The sequence below is a fragment of the Sinomicrobium pectinilyticum genome, assembly GCF_003725735.1.
In the GTDB taxonomy this organism is placed as follows: Bacteria; Bacteroidota; Bacteroidia; order Flavobacteriales; family Flavobacteriaceae; genus Sinomicrobium; species Sinomicrobium pectinilyticum.
This window is the reverse complement of the sequence record NZ_RJTM01000156.1, coordinates 13,078-33,871: the sequence shown is the minus strand read 5'-3', so window position 1 is coordinate 33,871 and position 20,794 is coordinate 13,078. Positions and strand designations below refer to the sequence as shown.

At 44.9% G+C, this 20,794-nt stretch carries 20 protein-coding genes; 12 read left to right on the top strand and 8 right to left on the bottom strand.

Going from position 1 to position 20,794, the window contains the following annotated elements:
- Nucleotides 1–9: 9 nt before the first annotated feature.
- On the top strand, nucleotides 10–519 hold the full coding sequence (locus tag ED312_RS20560) for an OmpH family outer membrane protein (protein ID WP_123217902.1): 510 nt from the start codon (nucleotides 10–12) through the stop codon (nucleotides 517–519).
- Between the two features lie 359 nt (nucleotides 520–878).
- Here ED312_RS20560 and ED312_RS20555 read toward each other — a convergent pair whose 3' ends face one another.
- The 6 genes from ED312_RS20555 to ED312_RS20530 all read right to left on the bottom strand — a co-directional run bounded on the left by ED312_RS20555 (nucleotide 879) and on the right by ED312_RS20530 (nucleotide 5,204).
- Entirely contained in the window at nucleotides 879–1,616 is a 738-nt protein-coding gene (locus ED312_RS20555) for a tyrosine-protein phosphatase (protein WP_123217901.1), read from the bottom strand.
- 240 nt (nucleotides 1,617–1,856) lie between these two features.
- Nucleotides 1,857–2,651, bottom strand: a complete 795-nt coding sequence (locus ED312_RS20550) for a TPM domain-containing protein (RefSeq protein WP_123217900.1) — start codon at nucleotides 2,649–2,651, stop codon at nucleotides 1,857–1,859.
- A 38-nt stretch (nucleotides 2,652–2,689) separates the two neighbouring features.
- Entirely contained in the window at nucleotides 2,690–3,130 is a 441-nt protein-coding gene (locus tag ED312_RS20545) for a TPM domain-containing protein (RefSeq protein WP_123217899.1), read from the bottom strand.
- A 74-nt stretch (nucleotides 3,131–3,204) separates the two neighbouring features.
- Entirely contained in the window at nucleotides 3,205–3,801 is a 597-nt protein-coding gene (locus ED312_RS20540; RefSeq protein ID WP_123217898.1) for a LemA family protein, read from the bottom strand.
- 25 nt (nucleotides 3,802–3,826) lie between these two features.
- Nucleotides 3,827–4,156 (bottom strand): MerR family transcriptional regulator, encoded by a 330-nt coding sequence (locus tag ED312_RS20535; protein WP_123217897.1) that lies wholly within the window; start codon nucleotides 4,154–4,156, stop codon nucleotides 3,827–3,829.
- 70 nt (nucleotides 4,157–4,226) lie between these two features.
- Nucleotides 4,227–5,204: a peptidoglycan DD-metalloendopeptidase family protein gene (locus tag ED312_RS20530; protein ID WP_123217896.1), complete on the bottom strand. Its 978-nt coding sequence runs from the start codon at nucleotides 5,202–5,204 to the stop codon at nucleotides 4,227–4,229.
- Between the two features lie 256 nt (nucleotides 5,205–5,460).
- On the opposite strand from ED312_RS20530, the gene alaS reads away from it, so the two are divergent.
- Entirely contained in the window at nucleotides 5,461–8,073 is a 2,613-nt protein-coding gene (alaS, locus tag ED312_RS20525; protein WP_123217895.1) for an alanine--tRNA ligase, read from the top strand.
- A 93-nt stretch (nucleotides 8,074–8,166) separates the two neighbouring features.
- On the top strand, nucleotides 8,167–9,105 hold the full coding sequence (locus ED312_RS20520) for a GSCFA domain-containing protein (RefSeq protein WP_123217894.1): 939 nt from the start codon (nucleotides 8,167–8,169) through the stop codon (nucleotides 9,103–9,105).
- Between the two features lie 48 nt (nucleotides 9,106–9,153).
- On the opposite strand, the gene ED312_RS20515 is transcribed toward ED312_RS20520, so the two are convergent.
- Nucleotides 9,154–9,699, bottom strand: a complete 546-nt coding sequence (locus tag ED312_RS20515) for a collagen-like protein (RefSeq protein ID WP_123217893.1) — start codon at nucleotides 9,697–9,699, stop codon at nucleotides 9,154–9,156.
- 304 nt (nucleotides 9,700–10,003) lie between these two features.
- Between ED312_RS20515 and asnB the strand changes: the two genes are divergently transcribed.
- Nucleotides 10,004–11,665: an asparagine synthase B gene (asnB, locus tag ED312_RS20510; protein WP_123217892.1), complete on the top strand. Its 1,662-nt coding sequence runs from the start codon at nucleotides 10,004–10,006 to the stop codon at nucleotides 11,663–11,665.
- 138 nt (nucleotides 11,666–11,803) lie between these two features.
- Here asnB and ED312_RS20505 read toward each other — a convergent pair whose 3' ends face one another.
- Nucleotides 11,804–13,180 carry an exo-beta-N-acetylmuramidase NamZ family protein gene (locus ED312_RS20505; RefSeq protein ID WP_123217916.1) on the bottom strand — a complete coding sequence of 459 codons (1,377 nt, stop codon included), beginning with the start codon at nucleotides 13,178–13,180 and terminating at the stop codon, nucleotides 11,804–11,806.
- Between the two features lie 61 nt (nucleotides 13,181–13,241).
- Between ED312_RS20505 and ED312_RS20500 the strand changes: the two genes are divergently transcribed.
- The 8 genes from ED312_RS20500 to ED312_RS20470 all read left to right on the top strand — a co-directional run bounded on the left by ED312_RS20500 (nucleotide 13,242) and on the right by ED312_RS20470 (nucleotide 20,700).
- Nucleotides 13,242–14,477, top strand: a complete 1,236-nt coding sequence (locus tag ED312_RS20500; protein ID WP_123217891.1) for an ABC transporter permease — start codon at nucleotides 13,242–13,244, stop codon at nucleotides 14,475–14,477.
- A gap of 142 nt (nucleotides 14,478–14,619) precedes the next feature.
- Nucleotides 14,620–15,480, top strand: a complete 861-nt coding sequence (locus ED312_RS20495; RefSeq protein ID WP_123217890.1) for an AraC family transcriptional regulator — start codon at nucleotides 14,620–14,622, stop codon at nucleotides 15,478–15,480.
- A 212-nt stretch (nucleotides 15,481–15,692) separates the two neighbouring features.
- Nucleotides 15,693–15,899 (top strand): aldo/keto reductase, encoded by a 207-nt coding sequence (locus tag ED312_RS24390; protein ID WP_262707142.1) that lies wholly within the window; start codon nucleotides 15,693–15,695, stop codon nucleotides 15,897–15,899.
- Entirely contained in the window at nucleotides 15,868–16,464 is a 597-nt protein-coding gene (locus tag ED312_RS20490; protein ID WP_262707141.1) for an aldo/keto reductase, read from the top strand. Before ED312_RS24390 ends, ED312_RS20490 begins: the two co-directional genes overlap by 32 nt.
- 429 nt (nucleotides 16,465–16,893) lie before the next feature.
- Nucleotides 16,894–17,367 carry a zinc-binding metallopeptidase family protein gene (locus tag ED312_RS20485; protein ID WP_148044343.1) on the top strand — a complete coding sequence of 158 codons (474 nt, stop codon included), beginning with the start codon at nucleotides 16,894–16,896 and terminating at the stop codon, nucleotides 17,365–17,367.
- A gap of 81 nt (nucleotides 17,368–17,448) precedes the next feature.
- Entirely contained in the window at nucleotides 17,449–18,153 is a 705-nt protein-coding gene (locus tag ED312_RS20480) for an ABC transporter ATP-binding protein (RefSeq protein WP_123217888.1), read from the top strand.
- Nucleotides 18,143–19,378: an ABC transporter permease gene (locus ED312_RS20475; RefSeq protein ID WP_123217887.1), complete on the top strand. Its 1,236-nt coding sequence runs from the start codon at nucleotides 18,143–18,145 to the stop codon at nucleotides 19,376–19,378. Before ED312_RS20480 ends, ED312_RS20475 begins: the two co-directional genes overlap by 11 nt.
- A gap of 56 nt (nucleotides 19,379–19,434) precedes the next feature.
- Nucleotides 19,435–20,700, top strand: coding sequence for an ABC transporter permease (locus tag ED312_RS20470; protein ID WP_123217886.1), 1,266 nt, complete (start codon nucleotides 19,435–19,437; stop codon nucleotides 20,698–20,700).
- Nucleotides 20,701–20,794 lie beyond the last annotated feature (94 nt).

The following is a 20,794-nucleotide window of genomic DNA, read 5'->3' as shown; positions in this document are numbered from 1 at the left end:
TTTGAAATTATGAAACAATTAAAAACGTTAGCCATTGCTTTTGTATTAGCTGTAGGAGCTGTTAGTTTTGCGGGTGCACAGAGCAAAGTTGCTCACATAAACGTGCAGCAATTAGTGGAAGATATGCCGGAGATGAAAGCGGCTAGGGCAGAATTGGAAAAACTGGAAAAGCAGTATTCTGCTGACCTGCAAAGTTCCGGTCAGGAATTGCAAAATAAAATAAAGCTCTACGAGAGCGAAGCTGGTACGAAGAGCGAGGATGAGAACAGAAAAAGAGCAGAAGAGGTGCAGGGAATGCAGAACAATATCATGCAGGCACGTCAGACTGCTGAACAGGAGCTTCAGAAAAAACAGATGGAGTTGATCCAGCCAATCCTGGAAAAAGCTCAGAAAGCGATACAAAAAGTGGGAAGAGCACAAGGATTCCAGTACGTACTGGATTCTTCACCTAATTCAGGGATTCTCCTTGCAGACGGAAAGGATATCCTTGCCGATGTGAAAAAGGAACTTGGATTTTAATTAATAACAAGTTTAAAGTGTTTATAAAACCCGGAGATCTTTTCTCCGGGTTTTTAGTTTTTACGGATTTGGAAATAATGATTTCGCGATTATACAGATAAAGGAAGAAACAGAATGAATCCGAAAGTTGTGACCTGAGCAAAAATCGGTTGACCCGTATCCTGTGCTGGTCATTTTTTACTGGTTAACAGGTCCGGAGTTTAAAGGACGATATAGAAGCCTTAAAAGAAAGCACAGGGAAAATAATGCTTGTATGAATGTAAAGGAGGACAAGGATTTTCAGTACAGCATAACAGGCTAGAAATAACTCCCTCCGAACTATCCGACTAAAAAACTTCAAAACTTGAAGGACCCGAAAATTATGGCCCGAAGACATTTTTATTGTTCTTAACAAGTTCCCGGAGTTTTCCCGGTTCTTCTGTTTTGATCTTTTGCAGAAGCCTTTCCAGGTGACGGGTATTGTGGGCATCCGTACCTACAAAATCCAGCATGCCCTGCTTTAGCAGTTTGGCAGCAATTTTGTGTATTGCCTTGCCGTAATAGGAGGTGAGGGAAAGGAGGTTGAGTTGTAAAAGGCACCCGGCCTTTTTGAGCTTATGGTACATTTCGAAATTCTCATGATAAAACATATAGCGTTCCGGGTGGGCCAGTACCGGGATGTATCCTGCCACCTGCATGTCAAATAATATATCAAAAAGCGATATGGGGGGATTGATATAAGACATTTCCACCAAGACATAATTGTCTTTCAGGCCGAGGATATCACCCTTTTTCACCAGTTCCCGGAAAGATTCGTCCATGAGGTATTCTGCGGCTGCATGAAAAGAAATATCGCTGTTTTCCAGCAGGGGGAGTACCTCTTCTTTTTTACGCAGTATAATTTCGGAGGTATTGGGCCACACTCCCTGGATAATATGGGGCGTGGTGATTATACGGGTAATCCCGAGGTCTGTGAATCCCCGGATCAGCTTTTTGGTATCTTCAATGTCCTTTGCCCCATCATCGATTCCCGGGAGTAAGTGGGAGTGTATATCTACATGGTCTCCTCCGAACAAATCCCTTAGGTAAACCGTTTTCTTACGAGAAAATATCAACAAAACAGTGGTATTTATATTGCTGTTACAAAGATAAGGTAAAAGCCCGAGTTCCTGTCGCGGAACACCGGGAAAATCGGGGTTTAATAATTTCTGATATTGTTCATTGCTTTCGCATCCGGGAGTTGAAAGGTGATGCCGGAGATGCTTCGAAGGCTGATTTGTCTTTTCATGAGAGTGAAGTTTATTCTTTCTCTAAAGATAAGAAAAAAAGTAAAAATGAGTTACGGTTTTCCACAGGGATTACCAACTGCCGCTGGCGCCGCCGCCGCCGCCCATTCCACCTCCGAATCCGCCACCGAATCCGCCGCCACCGCCGAACCCTCCGGAAGATCCGCCGCCGAATCCGCCTCTTCCCAGACTGCTGAGTATGATCATGTCCAGAAGATCGGGGCCGCGAAAACGCTTGCCACCGCCTCCGCCACGGGAGTTTTTGGACAGGATGATAATAATAACAATGAATATGAAGAAAAGGAAAAATATACCATTAACAGGAAAACCATCTCCGGAGCCCTTGCGTTGAGGGTCTCCTTTGTATTCTCCTGTGAGTACCTGGAATATGGCATCCGTACCTCTGTCCAGTCCGCCGTAATAATCACCTTCAAGAAACCTGGGTTTCATTATGGTTTCGATAATACGCTTGGACAGGGCATCTGTGAGCAGGTGTTCAATGCCATAACCTGTCTGTATACTTATTTTCCGATCGTTTTCTGCGAGTAGTATCAGTATGCCGTTGTCTTTTCCCTTCTGCCCGATACCCCATTGGGTAAGCCATTTGGCTCCGAGATAGTTGATGTTTTCCCCGTTTGTAGAGGGGATGGTAATAATTACAATCTGTGTGGATGTACTATCGGAATACCGGATCAGCTTTTGTTCCAGGGCATTTTTTTGCGAATCGGAGAAGAGCCCGGTATTGTCATACAGACTCGTTTGTTTTGCCGGTTTGTCCGGGATGTCAAACTGGGCTATAGCCCCTTGAGAAATACACAGGAAAAGGAAAAATAAATATGTAGGAATCGCTGTTTTTATCTTCTGCATTACACTGGATGGGGTTACGACGTTTAGTTTCATGTTGTTTAATGCCCTTTGGATATTTCGTCCGGAAGCTCATTAATGTCATCGTCCTGCCACGGAAAATGTTGTTTTAATTGTTTTCCGGCCATAAGAATACCGTCTACCAGCCCTTGTTTATATCTTCCTTCCCTGAAATGTCCGGCAATAACATTTTTGGTAGTGTCCCAGAACTCGTCCGGGACTAGTTCGTTGATCCCTTTGCCCCCGTAAATGGCAAAGACCCTGTCTTCCACGGCAACGTAGATGATTACGCCATTATTCAGTTTGGTATTGTCCATTTTCAGCTGGTGAAATACCTGCATGGCCCTTTCGTAAGGGGAAAGTTTGGTCGTTTTTTCGATATGCACCCGGACTTCTCCCGAAGTATTGAGTTCCGCCTCCCGGATAGCCTCTACTATTTCCTGTTCTTCTTCGGCCGATAAAAAATCTTCTACTTTAGACATGACTGTATGTTCTGGGTTATACCGGTATTTCCCCGGCAACAGCAAAGACCTGTGCCGGGGTTCCCTTTTTGGTGCTAAAAGTTGAAATCGACATCGGGAGCTTTTTCTGCTCCGGGATCTGCTTTATAACGTGCCATTTCTTCAAAACCGAACCATCCGGCCAGAATTTTATTCGGAAAAGTCTTTATGTGCTGGTTGTATACATTTACGGCCTGGTTATAACGATCCCGTGCCACGTTGATACGGTTTTCCGTGCCTTCCAGTTGCGATTGGAGCTCCAGGAAGTTCTGGTTGGCCTTGAGTTCCGGGTAGCGTTCTACCGTAACCAGTAAGCGGGAAAGCGCAGAAGACAATCCTGTCTGTGCCTGTTGAAATTCCGCCAGTTTTTCCGGGGTCAGGTTGTTGGCATCTATAGTGGTAGATGTTGCTTTGGCCCTTGCCTCTATTACATCGGTCAGGGTATTTCTTTCAAAATCGGCAGCTCCCTGTACCGTTTTTACGAGATTGCCTATGAGGTCATTCCTGCGCTGATAGGCACTTTCCACATTAGACCAGGTGGTTTTGGCATCTTCCTGATGTCTTACCGCATTATTGTTGAAACCTACTGCCCAGCGGTACAGGCCAAAAGCTATAACTACCAGTACGATAACCGGAATTAACCATTTTTTCATAGTGAGTGACGTTTGAAGTTGAAGATTATAATTGATCTTTAATTTTTAAGAGGACCGTTTTTATGTTCTCTAATTTACGAATAATCTCAAAATTAGAAAGTGTTTTGTGTTTTTCTTCCTTTAAATGGATTTTCGCACCTTCGAGCGTAAATCCCCGTTCTTTGACAAGATGGTAAATAAGCTGGAGGTTTTTAATGTCTTCCGGGGTGAACTTGCGATTGCCTTTGGCGTTCTTTTTAGGTTGCAGTACGTCAAATTCCTTCTCCCAAAAGCGGATAAGGGAAGTGTTGACCTGGAAGGCACGGGCCACTTCTCCAATACTGTAATAGCGTTTTTCAGGAAGCTGTATATACATAGTACCGAAACGAGTTATAAAATAAACCGGTCTGTTTTCGGAGCTCTCAGATCCCCGGAAGTGCCGGCCGTTAATCGAGGGACTGGTTTTCCTGGGAAGCAACATGCAGCAATTCTTCGTATTCTGCAGGGGTTAAACTTCCGTAATAGAAATTAATAGGATTTATCCTTTGTCCGTCTTTAAACACTTCATAGTGCAGGTGTGGGGCTTCCGACCGCCCCGTACTGCCAACATAACCAATGAGATCTCCTCTTTTTACTTTTTGTCCTTTTCTTACATTGTATTTGCTCAGGTGGGCATAGAGGCTCTCATAGCCGAAACCATGTTCTATACGGATGTGGTTGCCATATCCGGCTGCCTTGTTGTCCGATCTTTTTACCACACCGTCTCCCGTAGCGTATACCGGTGTGCCCCTGGAGGCCGAAAAGTCCATCCCCCAGTGCATTTTCCTGGCTTTGGTAAAAGGGTCCGTACGCCATCCGAAACCGGAGGCCATACGCTTCAGGTCTTTATTATTTACCGGTTGTATTGCCGGTATGGTGGCCAGAAGTTTTTCTTTATTCTCGGCGAGTTTTGTTATCTCATCCAGAGACTTGGATTGTACCACCATTTGTTTCTGCAGTATTTCAAGTCTCCTTGTGGTGTTTTTAATGATCTGGGAATTGTCAAACCCTTCCAGGGCCTGGTACCTGTTTACTCCTCCGAATCCGGCCCTTCGCTGTTCTTCCGGGATGGGGCTGGCTTCGAAATACAGGCGGTAAATATTATTGTCCCTCTCCTCGATATCCGTAAGCACCTTCTCCATTTGTTCCATCTTTTTGTTCAGTATTTCAAACTGGAGCTCATATTGTTTCAGTTCTCTTGTAGTGGACAATTCTTTAGGAGTGTTTACCAATCCGGTATTCAACAGGGTAAAAAGACCTATCATGCCAAATAGGAATGCCGCCAGTAGGAAGACGAAAAAATTTCTGATTTTCTTCCCTTTTTTTACTTCGATTTTCCTGTACGAAAGTGTCTCCTGGTCGTAATAATATTTTACCTTCGACATAAATTAAAATATTCTATTTTTGCCCTGTCTGCGCGGACCGGTATACCGGGAAAAGCCTTTTTATTCAGGGTAATATACATACGTAACGGACAAATATAGAAATTGTTTTTGAGTTACCGCAATTTTTAGAAAAGGTTAAGATACCGGAAAGGGAGAAAACCTTCTGAAAACGGAAAAAGAGATATTTTCTGTTACCTTTACGGCCCGTAAACAAAACAGTATAATCCCGATAATTATCGGGACCAAAAGAAAAATGATGACATCACAGGAAATAAGGAAGCGTTTTTTAGCATTTTTTGAAGAAAGGCAACATACGATCGTGCCGTCCGCCCCAATGGTCATAAAGGACGACCCTACACTGATGTTTACCAATGCGGGGATGAACCAGTTCAAAGAGTATTTCCTGGGGAACAGAAAACCCGTGGCACTGCGGGTTACGGACTCCCAGAAATGCCTACGGGTGAGTGGTAAGCACAACGACTTGGAAGAAGTAGGAAAAGATACCTATCACCACACCATGTTTGAAATGCTGGGTAACTGGAGTTTTGGCGATTACTTTAAGAAAGAGGCCATCGCCTGGGCATGGGAACTGCTTACCGAAGAATTTAAAATAGATAAAGACAGGCTATATGTCACCTATTTCGAAGGGTCTTCCGATGATGGCCTGCGCGAAGACGCGGAGGCTTATAAATTATGGGCCGGTATTGTACCCGAAGAAAGGATTATACCCGGAAGTAAGAAAGATAATTTCTGGGAAATGGGAGACCAGGGCCCCTGCGGACCGTGCTCGGAGATCCATATAGATATACGTACCGAAGAAGAGAGAGACAGAATTCCCGGGAGGGAACTTGTAAATAAAGACCACCCGCAGGTTGTGGAAATATGGAACCTGGTATTCATGGAATTTAATCGTAAGGCAGACGGTTCCCTCGAAAAACTGCCTGCAAAACACGTAGATACGGGAATGGGGTTCGAACGTCTGTGCATGGTACTGCAAGGAGTACGGAGCAACTACGACACCGACGTGTTTACCCCGTTGATCCGTGAGATAGAAGCTATAACCAATTCCCGCTACGGCAAGGAAGAAAAGACCGACATAGCCGTCAGGGTTATTGCCGATCATGTTCGGGCGGTGGCTTTTGCCATTGCAGACGGGCAGTTGCCAAGCAATACCGGTGCAGGCTATGTAATACGAAGGATTTTGAGACGGGCCATCCGTTACGGGTTTACTTTTCTGAACCAGAAAGAACCTTTCATTTACAAGCTGGTAGATACATTGAGTAACCAGATGCACCAGGCATTTCCGGAGATAAAGTCTCAGAAGAATCTTGTGGTCAATGTTATAAAAGAAGAAGAACAATCTTTTTTAAAGACACTCGACCAGGGGCTCGTTTTACTGGAGACCATTATTTCCGCTGCAAAAGATAACCATGTTTCCGGGGCCAAGGCCTTTGAACTTTACGATACGTATGGTTTTCCCATAGATCTTACGGCACTTATACTCAGTGAAAAAGGCTACGGACTGGACCAGGAAGGATTTGAAAAAGAACTGCAAAAACAAAAGGAACGTTCCAGGGCAGCGACATCGGTGACTACGGGAGACTGGGTGGTGCTTGCCGAAGACGCCGAAGAAGAATTTGTCGGTTATGACATGCTGGATACCCGGGTAAAGATTACCCGCTACAGGGCAGTGAGCAGCAAAAAGGACGGGGAAATGTACCAGGTGGTCTTTAATCTCACCCCTTTCTATCCCGAAGGAGGCGGACAGGTAGGCGATAAGGGGTACATAGAATCGGCCGATGGTGATGTAGCCTATATTATAGATACGAAAAAGGAAAATAATCTTATCGTACACTTTGCCAAAAGTCTGCCGCGTAACATAGAAGGCTCCTTTAAAGCGGTAGTTGATAAGAACCAGCGGAGAAGGACCTCTGCGAACCACTCGGCAACGCACCTGCTTCATCAGGCGTTGCGAAAAGTGCTTGGAGATCATGTAGAGCAAAAAGGGTCCATGGTACATAATGACCATTTGCGGTTCGATTTCTCTCACTTCAGTAAAGTAAGTCCCGAAGAGCTGCAGGCCGTGGAAGATTTTGTAAATGCCAGGATAAGAGAACAGCTCCCCCTGGAAGAAAAGAGGAATATCCCCTATCATCAGGCCATAGAGGAAGGAGCAATGGCGCTTTTCGGTGAAAAATACGGAGATACCGTAAGGTCTATCCGTTTCGGGGAAAGCATGGAGTTATGCGGAGGTACACATGTACAGAATACGGCAGACATCTGGCATTTTATAATTACCGGGGAAAGTGCGGTAGCGGCAGGGATACGCCGTATAGAAGCCATAACACTCGATGCAGCCAAAGAGTACTTTACCTCGCAGAGCGATACGTTCAGGGAAGTGAAAACAGTGTTGAAAAATGCCAAAGACCCGGTAAAGGCCATTGTAGCCCTCCAGGAAGAGAATAATACCCTGAAAAAGCAGGTGGATTCACTTTTAAAAGCCAAAGCCAAAAACCTGAAAGGCGAACTCATGGCTAAACTGGAAGAGGTAAACGGTGCCCGTTTTCTGGCTGCCCGTGTAGACCTGGATCCTAGTGTGGTGAAAGATCTGGCTTTTGATATGGGAAAAGGGCTGAAAAACCTCTTTGTGCTGTTTGCTGCTGAGCACGAGGGTAAAGCTTTACTGACATGCTACATATCCAAAGAACTTGCAGAAGAAAAATCCCTTAATGCCGGGCAGGTGGTCCGGGAACTGGGGAAACTCATACAAGGCGGCGGTGGCGGACAGGCTTTCTTTGCAACAGCGGGCGGTAAGAACCCCGGGGGCATACCCCAGGTGCTCGAAAAAGCGCGTGAGTTTGTAAAATAATAGACCTGTTGCAGTTACGGAACATTGATAAATACATAACCTGCCTGGAAGTAAGAGGCAGAGAAAGGATGTACCTTAAAACCCCACAGGACAATGAAACTGCAAACACAAATAAAAATACCGGCCGGGAACAATCGTATAGATTACAACTCGCGGTTGTTGCTTCTCGGTTCGTGTTTTGTAGAAAATATAGGAAGCAAGCTGGATTATTATAAATTTCCCTGTCTGCAAAATCCGATGGGGATATTGTTCCATCCCGCAGCGATCGAAAATTTCACTGCAAAAGTCAGGAGCGGAGAGAAATACACGGAGGATGCTGTTTTTGAACATAACGGACGCTGGCATTGTTTTGATACTCATTCGGATATGAGCGACCGCTCTCCGGAGAAAGTGCTTTTTCGCATTAACCGGGCCATAGAAGATACGGCGGAATATCTGAAAAATACTTCTCATGTGGTAATTACCCTGGGTACTGCCTGGGGATACCGGCTTAACGATACGGGAAAGTTCGTGGCGAATTGTCATAAAGTACCACAGCACAGGTTTACCAAAGTATTGGCCTTGACAGAAGAAATAGAAGGTAATATTATGCGGATACGGGAAAATATTCATGCTGTCAATCCGGATATACATTTTGTTTTTACCATTTCCCCCGTACGGCACCTTAGAGATGGCTTTGTGGAAAACCAACGCAGTAAGGCACATCTCATCACCGCTCTGCACCGTGTTGCCGAAGAAGGGACCTATTTTCCTTCCTATGAAATTATGATGGATGAACTCCGGGATTACCGGTTTTATGCCGAAGATATGTTGCATCCCAGCCAGACTGCCATAGATTATATCTGGGAGAAGTTTACCGGGGTATGGATATCCCCGGAAGCCGTCCCGGTTATGGAAGACATAGACGGGATTCAAAAAAGTCTGAGCCATAAACCCTTTGCTCCGGATTCCGGTGAGCACCAGAAGTTTTTGAAAAACCTGCAGGAGAAAATATCCCGTTTACAGAAAAAGATCCCCTATATTCGGTTTTAAAATACGGGACCCCTGTCCTCAAACTGCAGGGGCCCGTATCATGCAGATTTAGTTGGTAAGCCGGTAATGAGCCTTCACAGCCTCATAGTTTCTGAAATCGATATCCGGTAGTCCTTTGCTGCTAAGGTCTTCCGTATTATTGGCAAATACCTGGATGATCTGAATGTTCGTGTACTCTTCTCCGGTGCCCGATGTCTTCTGAATATTGAAACGTACCGTATTCACCTCGCCTATCAGGATAGGTGACCAGTAAAGACGGTATTCCGAGGCCCCGTTCAATCCGGTACCCGGTATCGGATAAACATTTTTGCTGGGACGTACCAGGTATACAAACCAGGCACTCTGATTCATATCTTCTTCAGTTATATCCGGAATATCCAAAATAATACTGGCTGTTGCAGAAAAATCGTGGTTACCGAACGTATACTGGGTAACATTGGCATTGCCTTCTATACCCTGTGGCCCCTGCGGACCGGCAGGTCCCTGTTCGCCATCGATACCGTCCACACCATCGATGCCGTCTTCTCCGTCCGAACATGCTATCAGACCAATGCCTAAAAATAGCACGATACAATAAAAAAATCTGGTTTTCATGATTATAAGGTTTTTTCCGGTAGGTTTATTAGTACCGGATGGTTAATTATGGAGACAAATATATTTCCCGAAAAAATGAGGAGTAAGGGGAGAAATCCCGTTTCTAAGGGGGAATTTCCCCCTTTTCTTCTTTTAACTTACAATTTGTTTGAATATGTAGCTTTTATCCCGGGTTTTTATTTCAAAAATATGTTGAAAATCATTTCCATGTTTATTAATGTAGTTGATTTGATGCATTATGTTTGTAAAATGAAAGTTAAATCTGATATTTGCAATGTAATTAGAAACCAAAAACATAATAGTTATGTGTGGAATATTAGCAGTGATAAACGGAACATATACCGAGGAGGGGGCAACTTTAGAAAGGAAGCCTGCACTGGACACCGTGCTGATAAAAGAAATGTCGAAGAGAATGGGCCACAGGGGACCGGATGAAAGCGATCTGCACCTTACGGAAAACGGACATATACTCAGCCATGAAAGGCTTTCCATTATTGATCTCCATACGGGGAAACAACCCATACAAGGAACGGATAGTGCCTGGATGGTACACAACGGGGAAATATACAACCATAAAGAACTGAGAAAAAACGAACTTAAGGAACATACTTTCAGGACGACTTCCGATTCTGAGGTGATCGTACATCTTTATGAAGAGTTCGGTTATGATTTCTGTAACAAACTCGATGGCGTTTTTGCCTTTGTGGTTATCGATGGAGATGACTTTATCGCGGGGAGAGACCCTATAGGGGTAAAACCGTTATACTACGGTACCGATGCAGAGGGACGTATGTATTTCTCTTCCGAAATGAAAGTCATAGCCGATCAGTGTGTGGAATTCTCCACATTTCCTCCCGGTCATTTTTATACGCCAAAGACAGGGTTTGTACGCTATTTCACACCAAAATGGTTCGATTATGAAACTGCAACAGAAGACCTGGACCTGGATAAGCTTAGAGAAAGTCTTATTGCAGCTACAAAAAAGCGTCTCATGAGCGATGTGCCGCTGGGAGTATTGCTTTCCGGCGGACTGGATTCCTCCCTGACCTCTTCCATAGCCTGTAGGTTGCTGGAAGGGACAGGACAAAAACTACACTCCTTTTCCATAGGACTGGATGCCGATGCTCCCGACCTTATTGCCGCCAGAAAAGTGGCCGATTATCTCGGTATGGAACACCACGAAATATATTTCACCATAGAAGAAGGGATTGAGATACTGGAAAAGCTGGTATGGCATCTGGAAACTTATGATGTTACTTCCATCCGGGCATCCACCCCCATGTATTTTATGAGCAAGGCCATTACCGATATGGGCGTAAAAGTAGTGCTGAGCGGGGAAGGTGCCGATGAGATATTCGGAGGCTATCTCTATTTCAGGAATGCCCCTTCTGCCCAGGAATTCCAGAAAGAAACCGTAGACAGGGTACAGAAACTTTCTACGGCAGACTGCCTGCGTGCGGATAAAAGTACAATGGCTCACGGACTGGAAGCCAGAGTACCGTTCCTGGACAAGTCTTTCCTGCAGACAGCAATGGAAATAATGCCGGAATTCAAGCAGCCGAAAACTTATGACGGTGTGGAAAAATATATACTGCGAAAGGCTTTCGATACTCCGGAACGTCCTTTCCTGCCGGATGAAGTATTGTGGAGGCAAAAGGAACAATTTTCAGATGGTGTAGGTTACAACTGGATCGACACGCTCATAGCACACTGTGCTTCACGGGTGACCGATGCGGAACTGGCATCTGCTGCAGAAAAATATACGATCAACACGCCTACGACCAAAGAAGCGTATTTCTACCGGGAGATATTCCATAAACACTTCCCTCAGGAAAGTGCTGCCAGAACAGTGAAGAAATGGATACCGAAATGGCAGGAAAATACCGATCCGAGTGGCCGGGCGAACGCTGCGCATGTTAAGGCAGATACCACTATAGCCGTAGAGAAGGCCAAAGCTGCCCTGTAAAAAAATAAACCAGCCGAATTATATTGGAATTGCCCGGGGAGATCTCTTTCCGGGCAATTTATTTCAGGTGAAAAAAACCAGGAATCACCGCTTAAAAAAACGCGACGATTTTTAATCAGACTTCACTGACCCGTTACTTCAGGCATCTTCATAGAGCAGGTATTTTTCCCGTATTTTGCGGAATTCCTGCAGGCCTTTTTTCCAGCTTTCCCTGATTTCATCTTCTGAGGCCCCCGCTTCAATTTGTTGTTGGAGCGCTTTGGTCCCGGCAAGTTTCACAAAGAAATCGGTAAAGAACTCGCTTCGGTTTGCAGTATGAGCATAAGCACGGATAAGCCATTGAAGCTCAATACGGCTTAATCTTTTGCTTTCCGAAAGGTCTTCTCCGTGGCACATTTTCCCATTGTATTTAGGGCTCTTGGAACCGGAATTGGGTTTGGGCGTAAAACTGAACGGATAATCCTTTTGCGAAAGATAAGGAGAGCCGTATACCTGGAATTGCTTGTCCGTTCCGCGGCCTTCACTGACATTGGTACCTTCAAACAGACAGGTGCTCGGGTATAAATTAATGGCTTGTGCATTCGGTAAGTTCGGGGAGGGCTTTACCGGCAGTTCATACGGCATATCTTTGGTGTAATTGGCACAGGAAATAACCCGGACAGGACATTGTACACCATTGGCAAGCCATTTTTCTCCGTTGATCATAAACGCATATTCCCCTATGGTCATGCCGTGTGCGATAGGAATAGGATGCATGCCTACGAAACTCTTGTATTTCGGTTCCAGAATGGGACCATCCACAAAATGTCCGTTCGGGTTCGGGCGGTCCAGTACGATAAGCGATTTTCCGGTTTCGGCACATGCCTCCATCACATAGTGAAGGGTAGAGATATAAGTATAAAAGCGTACGCCCACGTCCTGGAGGTCAAAAATGAGCACATCAATATCCTTTAACTGTTCCTGCCGGGGTTTTTTGTTATCGCCGTAAAGGGAAATAACAGGCAGCCCCGTTTTCGGATCTTTCCCGTCCTTAACCGCCTCGCCCGCATCTGCGGTACCCCGGAAACCATGTTCCGGAGCAAATACTTTCTGTACGCTTATGCCCAGTTTCAACAGGCTGTCCACCATGTGGGTGTATTCCGTTTTTTTCGCGTCCCTGAAAATAATGCTGGTGGGATTGGCTACTATACCTACACGTTTGCCCTGCAGGAGTGGTAAATATGCGTCGGTCCGGTCGGCGCCCGTTTCTATCTTCATTTTTACAGGTTGTGTTTGTCCGGGTTCAGCTGTCCTTTCTGCCTGTTTGGATGAAGCCCGGTTACCACATGCCGTTATCAGTAAAAAGAAAAGCAATATTCTGAGGTCGGGCCATGCCGGAAAATGACCGGCAGGTGTGAACGGACCAGTACGGGGCCAAAGCAGGCCCTGCGGTGTTTTTCCACTGGTGTGTTCCGTACCTTTCCCGTTCCCTTTTTTTCTGACCTTGTAAAGGGGAATATATAAAGCCTTCCTCATAATTTCGCGGCCGAACCGTAATAAAAATGTATTTTTGAGGTTTGTAAACCAAAAGGGTCCGTTGAATTTAGAGTTTTTCATAGCGAAACGCATTATTAAGTCCAAAGATTATAAAAGTAGTGTATCGGCGCCAATTATAAAAATCGCCATCGCTGCCATAGCCATAGGAATAATCATGATGCTGGTGGCCATAGCTACCGGAGTGGGCTTACAGCACAAGATCCGCGAAAAGATAGCGGCGTTCAACGGTCATATACAGATCTACAATTACGATAATAACGAATCGGAAGTTTCCGTATATCCCATATCTGTCCACCAGGAGTTTTACCCGGAATTCCGAAGTATCGACGGTATAACTCATGTTCAGGCAGTGGCCGCAAAGGCCGGGATTATCCGGCTCGAAAATACTTTCGAAGGTATTATAGCCAAAGGAGCGGGCAAAGATTATAACTGGCAATACTTCAGGGAATATCTGGTTAAAGGAAAATTACCGGACTACAGCGGAAAACTGAACAACGAGGTACTCATATCCAGATATCTCGCGGACAGGCTGCAACTGGATGTGGATGACACATTTTATACCTTCTTCCTGAAGGATAAGGAAAGTACCATGCCCAATCAGCGGATATTCAAGATCACCGGTATTTACGACAGCGGTTTCCAGGAGTTCGATGCCAAGTATATTTTGGTGGATATACGTCATATACAACGGATGAACGGATGGTCTGAAGATGAAGTAGGGAATTTTGAAGTCTTTATAGACGATTTTGATGATCTGGAAGAAAAAGGAAATGAAGTATACGGAAAAACCCTGTCCACACTCGATTCGGAAACCATACTGGATCAATATCCCTCTATTTTCGAATGGCTGGGGTTGTTTGATTTTAATATTGCCATAATTATAGGAATACTTATCATCGTAGGCGGATTTAATATGATCACTGCCCTGCTCGTACTTATACTGGAACGTACACAGATGATCGGTATACTGAAAGCCCTGGGAAGTGATGACTGGACGATCCGGAAAATTTTCCTTTACAATGCAGGTTACCTGATCGCTATCGGGCTTTTCTGGGGGAACCTGATAGGCCTCGGCCTTTTACTGCTCCAGAAATATTTCGGTTTTATAGCCCTGGATCCGGAAACCTATTATGTAACCGAAGTTCCGGTATACGTCAGCCCCGTGTACATTATATTGCTCAACCTGGGAACTCTTCTTCTGTGTTTGACGATGTTGCTGATACCCTCTTATATAATAACAAAAATAATGCCTGCAAGGGCCATGCGGTTCGATTGATAGTTCCGGACATGCCGGGCAGAGCCCTGACCCCGGATTGAAATGCAGGCTCTTATATTGCTCTGCTTTCCGGATATTCCCGGTGTTCCTCCGTATCCGCGTTTTATCCCCAACATCATGTTATTTTTACTACTTTTAAACCATGCAAAACATCGGATCCTTACTCAGCCTGTATTCGCAAAACCACAAATTTCCCATCCGCCTTATTTCTCCTGCATTCGGACACCTTCCTCGCGAGATTGTCAGTACATACGGGCTTACTCATCGCAAATCTCATTACTTTTTCCTGTTTATGCTGCAAGGGAGCAACAGCCATGGGGTGGACCTGCAGCAATTCGAGATAAAGAATAATGAACTTCTCTTTATTCTCCCGCACCAAATACACCAACTCCCCGCTACAAAACAGGGTGCCGACTATTTTAAACTCGGTTTTGACGAAGAGTGTCTCTCCCTGTTACCAAAACAATATCCGTTTCTCATAAATCCTTTTAACAATCAGAAAATCCGGTTCACCTCCTCTGCTGCCGGGAGGTTGAAGTCCGTTTTTGAAATACTGCTCGAATTGTTGAGAACGATGGATACCGACCCTGAACTTATACTCGCTCATCTCAATAGTTTACTTACGGAAATCAACGCAGCTTATTTCTCCTCCGAGAGGAATCCTGCAGATGACAAACTGTCGAAATATATAGATTTTAAACTTTTTGTAGAAAATAACCTCACCGATCACCCGACGATTAAAGATATTGCCGGAAAACTTGCTCTTAGTACCGGAGGGTTATACGGTATTGTTAAATATTATTCCGGGCTTTCCCCGAAGGAATTCATTACCAATCGTCTCATACTGGAAGCGAAACGCCGGTTGTATTATTCCGAAAGCTCTTCGGTCAAGGAACTCGCTTATGATCTCGGTTTCAACGATCCCGAATATTTTTCCCGTTTATTTAAAAAGGTAACGGGCAGGACCATATCAATGTTTGTTCAGGATTTGTCAGGGAAGTAATACGTTTTGTCCGGTTCCTTTGCTGAGGATCTGGGGATCTTTGTTCCGAATCATAAAAAAAACGAATGATGAACAGAAAACTAGGAACAAACGGCCCTGTTGTATCTGCAATAGGCTTAGGGTGTATGGGAATGTCCGGCGCTTATGGATAAAGCAATGATACAACATCTGTAGCTACGATCGAAAGAGCCCTTGAACTCGGACAAAACTTTTTGGACACTGCCGATTTTTATGGTATGGGTCACAATGAAGAATTGATCTCCAGGGCCATTAAAGGTAAACGTGACAAAGCCTTTATTTCTCTAAAAACCGGTCAGTTCAGGGCCCCGGGTCCTGGTGGAACTATGGGTTTCGGCCCCGTTAATGCACATCCCGATCATCTCCGTAATGCGATTCTCTACAGCCTCCGGGCGCCTTAAAACAGATTACGTTGACCTCTATACCCCTGCCCGGGTAGATCCCAATGTCCCTATCGAAGATACAGTCGGTGCACTCTCCGACCTGGTCGATAAAGGTGTTATCCGTTATATAGGGTTGTCAGAAGCATCAGCATCAACCCTTCGTAGGGCAGCTGCCGTACATCCTGTTACTGCCTTGCAGATAGAATATTCTCTCTGGAGCAGGGATATCGAAGCTGAAGTCCTTCCGACCATACGGGAACTGGGAATTGGCCTTGTAGCTTATTCACCGCTCAGCCGGGGCTTTTTAAGTGGTGCATTCAAAAAACCGGAAGACATTAAAGATCACCGGGTCAATATGCCGCGATTTCAGGGTGAGAACTTTTACAAAAATGTGGAACTGGTTAAGAAGATCGAAACACTTGCAGCCGAAAAAGGCTGTACTCCGTCCCAGCTGGCTATTGCATGGGTGCTTGCACAGGGTGAGGATATTATTACTATTCCCGGTACCAAGCGCATAAAAAATCTCGAAGAGAACATTGCATCAGAAAAAGTGAAGCTCACCGGGCAAGACCTAAAAGCATAGACGCCGTAATGCCTGCCGGGGCTGTAGCGGGCACCCGTTACCCTGAAATGTTCATGAAAGACCTCAACCGGTAAACGATTATCCTGCACGGGCATATCTCTGGATAATCCCCTCCGGGCACGGAATTCCGAAGCAAATTACCATAAAAACCGTTCCGTGCCCGGAATGGTTTTTTCTTTATCGGAACTCATAGACCGTAGTGTCGGTGACATGTAATTTCCACTCCGAGGATATAAAACAATAAAAAGAAATGCATGTATACCGGAAATCGGAATATACAAGAGTGGGTATTCAATTGAGTATACGGAATAATCTGTTGGATGCAAAACGATATGTAACCTTCATTAAAATTATTAAATTTACTCCACGTTAACTTAAAAACGTTTGTAATACCAGTCCGGAAAAATAGTTTAAACACCGCCGTGTTGTTTGCCGTTTTTGCCGTTCAGGCACAGAACATATCCCCCGGGAGAAAAAAATCGTGGAAACCATAAAGAAAACCTGGAAGAACAGATACTGTTTACGGAAGAGGTGGTTAATATAAACAGTGGTACTGTGAACCATACAGGAGTTCGTAAAACAGGCGATATTTTCGGAAAAGCATTTCGGGAGATCGGATTTGAGACCCTGTGGATAGACATGCCTGAGGAAATGGAACGGGCCGGGCGTCTTTTCACGGAAATCTCCGGGAAAAAAGGTAAAAAGATGTTGCTCATAGGGCATATATATACCGTTTTTGAAGAGGACAGTCCTTTTCAGAAAATGAAGAGGGTCTACGATAGTATATCACATGGCTCGGAGAGGGTCCTCCGGCCGGAAAGTGGAAGTGACTGGATATTTAACATTTTTTTTACATTTAAGGCCGTAACAATTTCTTTCCTGCGGAGTCTAATCAGTGGATAATCTGAAAAAGATTAATACATTTTTATTGGATAATGTATACTTTTATAAGTACATTGTCATATACTAATCAGCGCGCCGAATATGATAGAGATCAAAGACTTGCATAAATCCTACCGGATGGGAAGCAATTCCCTCCACGTTTTAAAAGGGCTTAATTTATCCATAAAGGAAGGTGAACTCGTTGCCATAATGGGATCGTCCGGTTCCGGCAAGTCTACTTTCCTGAATATTCTGGGCATGCTCGATGAGGCAGACTCCGGCCAGTATGTACTGGACAGTGTGCCTATTAAGGACCTCAACGAAACCAAAGCAGCCAAGTACCGGAATAAATTTCTCGGCTTTATTTTTCAGTCCTTTAACCTTATAAATTATAAGACTGCCATTGAAAATGTATCGCTTCCGTTGTATTACCAGAAGGTCAACCGGAAAGAAAGGCAGGAAAAAGCGCTGCAATATCTCGAAAAGGTAGGACTGAAACAATGGGCGGACCACCTTCCCAGCGAACTTTCGGGAGGGCAAAAACAACGTGTTGCCATTGCCAGGGCATTGGCGGCGGAACCTAAAGTATTGCTTGCTGATGAACTTACCGGTGCCTTGGACAGTAAAACCTCCTATGAAATTATGGAACTGATCCAGGAGATCAACGATGAGGGAAAGACCATACTGGTAGTGACTCATGAGCCCGATATAGCCAATATGTGCAAACGGATCGTACATCTTAAAGATGGAGTTATCGTGGAAGACACCTTTGTAGAACAAGTAAGGGCTTCAGAATATGTTCAGTAGGGACCGCTGGCAGGAAATATTCCAGACGATACGAAAAAACAAACTCCGGACATTTCTTTCCGGGTTTACCGTTGCGCTCGGTATCCTGATATTTACGGTGCTTTTCGGTATGGGGAACGGCCTGAAAAATACATTCAACGAATTTTTTATGGACGATGCCACCAATACCTTCTATCTATACCCGGGACGAACAAGTGTGCCGTACAAAGGGTTCAAGAAAGGGAGACAGGTGGAATTCCGGAATGATGACCTGGAAGATATTAAAAAGGATTTTGCCCTTTACCTGGATAAAATAACCCCCCGGACCTCAAAGAGTGAGCTTGCCAGATATAAAGGGGAATCCAACACCTACAATGTCAGGGCTGTTGCTCCTGCCTACCAGGAAATGGAAAAGAACATTCTCATGAAAGGGCGTTATATCAATGAAAAAGATATAGCGGAGCGGGCCAAAAATATTGTCATAGGCCGCCTCGTGGAAATAGACCTTTTCGGAAAATCCGAGAGTGCCCTGGGCAAATACCTGAACGTCGGGGGGGTAATGTACCGGATCGTAGGGGTCTTTCAGGATGATGGCGGAGATAACGAAGAGAGGTATATCTATATGCCCTATACTACAAGACAGCTTCTGGATAAAGGGACCGACAAAATAGATCAGATAGTCCTTACTTACAAAACAAATATCGGGTATGCCGGGGCAATGGCTTTCGACACCAGCCTGTACAAATACCTGAAAGATAAACACAAAGTGGCGCCGGAAGACCAGAACGGTATTTATCTCAGCAATACGGCTGATATTGTCAGAAGAAATATGATGTTCGCCAATGTATTACAAATTGTGGTGGTCTTTGTTGGTATAGGTACACTCATAGCAGGGGTGATCGGTATCAGTAATATCATGGTCTTTGTGGTCAAGGAACGTACCAAGGAACTGGGAATACGCAAAGCACTGGGGGCTACACCGGCCTCTGTGATAGGGCTGGTACTTCAGGAATCCATTTTCATCACTACTATAGCGGGGTATATCGGTCTCGTACTCGGTATGGGGATTCTGAGCCTTATGGGGAACAATTTCAAGGAAGATTATTTTATAACCAACCCGGAAGTAGGGCTTGATGTAGTGATCACAGCCACCGTTATCCTGATATTTTTCGGTGTAGTGGCAGGGTATATTCCGGCTAAAAGAGCAGCAAGGGTAAAACCTATCGTTGCCCTGAGGGATGAATAAAAAACAGGTCAGGAATACCGGCATTATTAAAAGTAACTCATAAAAATCAACGCCGTATGCGGTTTATTTTTGATAGGGATACATGGCAGGAAATTTTCGGTTCTATCCGAAAGAACAAGGTGCGTACGATAATAACCATTATCGGCGTCCTTTGGGGGATATTTGTCTATATAGCGCTGTCCGGGGCAACCAAAGGACTGGACAACGGGTTCGAAAGGGAGTTTCAGGGAATAGCCAATAACAGTATGTTTGTCTGGACCCAGCGTACAAGTATGCCCTATGCCGGGTTTAAAATAGGACGGGCGGTACAGCTGAAGCTGAGTGACGCGGAAGAACTCCGGAACAAATTACCGGATATACAGTTCATCGCTCCCCGAAACGTAATGGGGATTTTCGGAGGGTCCCCTCCGCAGGTTTCCAGGGGCATGAAAACAGGAACATATGCCGTGTTCGGTGACTACCCCGTTATAGATAAAATATCCAAAAAGAAAATATATGAAGGCGGCCGTTTTCTGAATGAAAGGGATATGGAAAATGAAAGGAGAGTATGTGTCATAGGAGAAAGGGTGAGGAATGATCTTTTTGACCGGGATGAAGATCCCGTAGGGAGTTATGTAAAACTCAATAATGTATATTTTCAGGTTGTCGGGGTCTACAAGAAATCGGAAAACGTGGATTTCGAAGGAGATAATTCCCTGATGCTGCCCTATACCACCTATCGCAAAATATTCAATACCGGCGAAAACGTAGGCTGGTTTGCCATTGCGGCTTATGACGAAGCAGATGTCATAGCCCTGGAAAAAGATGTGAAACGACTGCTTAAAAGAAGACATAAAGTTCACCCGGAAGACGAAAGGGCATTCGGTTCCTTTAATCTTGGCGAAGCTTTTGCCAAACTTTTCGGTTTTGCAAAAGGACTCAATTTTTTATCCCTTTTCGTAGGGTTTGCCACCATCATTGCCGGAGTGATAGCCATAGGGAACATATTGCTTATATCGGTGAAGGAACGTACCCGTGAACTCGGTGTGCGAAGGGCACTTGGTGCAACCCCGGCCGAGGTGAGAGGGCAGATATTGCTGGAATCGGTATTCCTTACACTGGTAGCAGGTATACTGGGTATAATACTGGGAGCGTTTGTACTGGCTATTATCAATGTAATAACGCAGGGCAGCAGCGGTTTTCCCTATACCAATCCTACCGTGCCCATACCGTACATTTTCAGTGCCCTGTTCATTATGGTGGTTCTGGGGACACTCATAGGATTGATACCTGCACAAAGAGCGGTAAGTATAAAACCTATCGATGCCCTGAGAGAAGAATAGGCCAAGCCTATTTCTGTAAAGACGTACAGCCGTACGTCTCCGTATAAAGGACAAAGTGCTATAAAAAATTAGTAAGGACCATAACATCTCAAAC

Bases quoted from the DNA above. Each gene is read 5' to 3' on its own strand.
- ED312_RS20470 (WP_123217886.1), top strand. From the start codon at position 19,435: ATGCGGTTTATTTTTGATAGGGATACATGGCAGGAAATTTTCGGTTCT.
- ED312_RS20560 (WP_123217902.1), top strand. From the start codon at position 10: ATGAAACAATTAAAAACGTTAGCCATTGCTTTTGTATTAGCTGTAGGA.
- ED312_RS20535 (WP_123217897.1), bottom strand. From the start codon at position 4,156: ATGTATATACAGCTTCCTGAAAAACGCTATTACAGTATTGGAGAAGTG.
- ED312_RS20545 (WP_123217899.1), bottom strand. From the start codon at position 3,130: ATGTCTAAAGTAGAAGATTTTTTATCGGCCGAAGAAGAACAGGAAATA.
- ED312_RS20475 (WP_123217887.1), top strand. From the start codon at position 18,143: ATGTTCAGTAGGGACCGCTGGCAGGAAATATTCCAGACGATACGAAAA.
- ED312_RS20540 (WP_123217898.1), bottom strand. From the start codon at position 3,801: ATGAAAAAATGGTTAATTCCGGTTATCGTACTGGTAGTTATAGCTTTT.
- asnB (WP_123217892.1), top strand. From the start codon at position 10,004: ATGTGTGGAATATTAGCAGTGATAAACGGAACATATACCGAGGAGGGG.
- ED312_RS20530 (WP_123217896.1), bottom strand. From the start codon at position 5,204: ATGTCGAAGGTAAAATATTATTACGACCAGGAGACACTTTCGTACAGG.
- alaS (WP_123217895.1), top strand. From the start codon at position 5,461: ATGACATCACAGGAAATAAGGAAGCGTTTTTTAGCATTTTTTGAAGAA.
- ED312_RS20480 (WP_123217888.1), top strand. From the start codon at position 17,449: ATGATAGAGATCAAAGACTTGCATAAATCCTACCGGATGGGAAGCAAT.
- ED312_RS20505 (WP_123217916.1), bottom strand. From the start codon at position 13,180: ATGAGGAAGGCTTTATATATTCCCCTTTACAAGGTCAGAAAAAAAGGG.
- ED312_RS20550 (WP_123217900.1), bottom strand. From the start codon at position 2,651: ATGCAGAAGATAAAAACAGCGATTCCTACATATTTATTTTTCCTTTTC.
- ED312_RS20490 (WP_262707141.1), top strand. From the start codon at position 15,868: ATGCGATTCTCTACAGCCTCCGGGCGCCTTAAAACAGATTACGTTGAC.
- ED312_RS20515 (WP_123217893.1), bottom strand. From the start codon at position 9,699: ATGAAAACCAGATTTTTTTATTGTATCGTGCTATTTTTAGGCATTGGT.
- ED312_RS20520 (WP_123217894.1), top strand. From the start codon at position 8,167: ATGAAACTGCAAACACAAATAAAAATACCGGCCGGGAACAATCGTATA.
- ED312_RS20495 (WP_123217890.1), top strand. From the start codon at position 14,620: ATGCAAAACATCGGATCCTTACTCAGCCTGTATTCGCAAAACCACAAA.